The sequence below is a fragment of the Streptomyces sp. NPDC058469 genome (assembly GCF_042721125.1).
Lineage (GTDB): Bacteria > Actinomycetota > Actinomycetes > Streptomycetales > Streptomycetaceae > Streptomyces.
Map to the genome: position 1 here is coordinate 1 of NZ_JBHXME010000334.1, position 2,705 is coordinate 2,705.

At 69.7% G+C, this 2,705-nt stretch carries 3 protein-coding genes; 2 read left to right on the forward strand and 1 reads right to left on the reverse strand.

Annotation, left to right across the window (positions count from 1 at the left end):
- Positions 1-278: 278 nt before the first annotated feature.
- Positions 279-482 (reverse strand): cold-shock protein, encoded by a 204-nt coding sequence (locus ACFWP5_RS52175; RefSeq protein WP_003998944.1) that lies wholly within the window; start codon positions 480-482, stop codon positions 279-281.
- A 286-nt stretch (positions 483-768) separates the two neighbouring features.
- On the opposite strand from ACFWP5_RS52175, the gene ACFWP5_RS52180 reads away from it, so the two are divergent.
- Both ACFWP5_RS52180 and ACFWP5_RS52185 read left to right on the forward strand, forming a co-directional pair.
- Positions 769-1,617 (forward strand): menaquinone biosynthetic enzyme MqnA/MqnD family protein, encoded by an 849-nt coding sequence (locus ACFWP5_RS52180; protein WP_384174445.1) that lies wholly within the window; start codon positions 769-771, stop codon positions 1,615-1,617.
- Positions 1,618-1,732: 115 nt separating this feature from the next.
- Positions 1,733-2,705, forward strand: a 973-nt coding sequence (locus ACFWP5_RS52185; RefSeq protein WP_384174448.1) for a serine/threonine-protein kinase, incomplete at its 3' end; no start/stop codon positions are given.

The window sequence follows — 2,705 nt, forward strand, 5'->3', positions numbered from 1 at the left end:
GGCCCACACCCGCCGGGCCGCCCACACCCGCCGGGCCACGCACCCCCGCCGGGCCACGCACCCCCGCCGGGCTGCTCACCCCCGCCGGGCCACGCACCCCCGCCGGGCCACCCACATCCGCCGGGCTGCTCACCCCCGGCGACAAGCAGCCCCCCGCCCAACCGCCGGAGGCAAAGGCAGGAGCCCCGGCACCTTGCGGCGCGGGGCTCCTTGGGTCTTGCTATCTGTTCCGGATCAAAGCACCAGGCTCCGAGACCGAAGGACTGCGATCAGGTGACTCAGACGGGGGTGACGTTCTCCGCCTGCGGGCCCTTCGGACCCTGGGTCACGTCGAAGGAGACCGCTTGGTTCTCCTCCAGCGAGCGGAAGCCGCTCGCGTTGATCGCGGAGTAGTGAACGAAGACGTCGGGGCCTCCGCCTTCTTGGGCGATGAAGCCAAAGCCCTTTTCGGCGTTGAACCACTTCACGGTTCCGGTAGCCATAAGCCCTCCTTGGGCCCAAAGGGTTGCCCTGCTCCAGAACCCTGCAAGTGTGAAAACAAGTCCCGCACTACTGCATACGTCTGAAAACGACAAGAGCCCGCGGTTACATGCTCCGCAGGCTCTGTACTGCAAGGGAAACCAAACTGCAACTTGCGGCGAGCCTAGCACTCGGGCAGCCGAAAGCAATAGAGGCCAAGATCACATCACTCGGACGTTTGAAGATCGCCGGAGGCTTGACTGTGGGGCCGAAGTATGGAGCGTACCGCATGAGGTCTAGCCTCACGTTGTGGACAATTCTCGCACCCGGCCGCGCGTCGGCCACATCCAGTTCCTGAACTGCCTGCCTCTGTACTGGGGGCTCGCGAGAACAGGCACGCTTCTCGACTTCGAGCTGACCAAGGACACCCCGGAGAAGCTCAGCGAGCAGCTGGTGCAGGGCGGCCTCGACATCGGGCCCATCACGCTCGTCGAGTTCCTCCGCAACGCGGACGACCTGGTCGCCTTCCCCGACATCGCCGTCGGCTGCGACGGCCCGGTGATGTCCTGCGTGATCGTCTCGCAGGTCCCGCTGGACCAGCTGGACGGCCGCCGGGTCGCCCTCGGCTCGACCTCGCGGACCTCCGTCCGACTCGCCCAGCTCCTCCTCGCCGAGCGCTACGGCGTCCAGCCCGACTACTACACCTGCCCGCCCGACCTGAGCCTGATGATGCAGGAGGCCGACGCCGCCGTACTCATCGGCGACGCCGCCCTGCGCGCCAACCTGCTCGACGGGCCCCGCTTCGGCCTTGAGGTGCACGACCTCGGCATGCTCTGGAAGGAGTGGACCGGGCTGCCGTTCGTCTTCGCCGTGTGGGCCGCCCGCCGCGACTACCTGGAGCGCGAACCGGTCATCACCCGCAAGGTCCACGAGGCCTTCCTCGCCTCCCGCAACCTCTCCCTCGAAGAGGTCGGCAAAGTCGCCGAACAGGCCGCCCGCTGGGAGGACTTCGACGAGACCGTCCTGGAGCGGTACTTCACGACGCTGGACTTCCGCTTCGGCGCACCCCAGTTGGCCGCGGTCGCCGAGTTCGCCCGCCGCGTCGGACCCACGACCGGATTCCCGGCCGACGTGAACGTGGAACTCCTCCAGCCGTAATAGCCGTATAGACAGAAGGTAGAAGCCGTCGACGGTGGATCTGCTCCGGCCGTAATCACCGGTGGGGTGTGGCGCACTACCCTGCTGGAAGTCGTACGGGGGAGGGGTGGACGGCATGCAGCCGCTCGGAGACGACGAACCCACGGTCGTGGGGCCCTACCGGCTGCTCGGGCGGCTCGGTTCCGGCGGGATGGGCCGGGTCTACCTCGGGCGCAGCGCGGGCGGTCGTACGGTCGCGGTCAAGATCGTGCATCCGCACTTCGCGCTCGACGAGGAGTTCCGCGCCCGCTTCCGCCGCGAGGTCGACGCGGCGCGCCGGGTGGGCGGCGCCTGGACCGCACCCGTCCTGGACTCGGACCCCGAGGCCGCGGTGCCCTGGGTCGCCACGGCCTACGCGGCCGGTCCGTCCCTCTCCGCCGCCGTCGCGGACGGCGGGCCACTGCCCACGGCCACCGTACGGGCGCTGGGCGCGGGGCTGGCCGAAGCGCTGACGGCCGTCCACGAACTGGGGCTAGTGCACCGGGACGTGAAACCGTCCAACGTGCTCCTCACCCTCGACGGGCCCCTCCTCATCGACTTCGGCATCGCCCGCGCCACGGACGGCACCGCCTCCCTCACCTCCACCGGCGTCTCCGTCGGCTCGCCCGGTTACATGGCCCCCGAGCAGATCCTCGGGAAGGGGGCGACGGGTGCGTCCGACGTCTTCTCGTTGGGCGCGGTGCTGGTGTACGCGGCCACGGGCACGTCTCCCTTCCCCGGCGACTCCTCGGCCGCCCTCCTCTACAAGGTCGTCCACGAAGAGCCCCAACTGGGGGAGATGGACGGGGACTTGCGGGAGCTGGCGAGTGCCTGTCTGGCGAAGGACCCCGCCGCGCGGCCGACGCCGGGTGAGGTGGCACGGTGGCTCGCTCCGGACGGGGCCGCCCGGCTGGTGGCCGGGGGATGGCTGCCGGGGGCGTTGGTGGAACAGGTCAGCCGAAGTGCCGTACAGCTGCTGAATCTTGAGGCCGCCGGGGTCGCCGAAGAGGTGCCCTCGGGGCCGGTGGGGTTCAGCAGTCCCTCGGTGGGAGCCGGGGTCGGTACCGCCG

Coding starts and splice junctions, on each gene's coding strand:
- ACFWP5_RS52175 (WP_003998944.1), bottom strand. CDS start 482: ATGGCTACCGGAACCGTGAAGTGGTTCAACGCCGAAAAGGGCTTTGGC.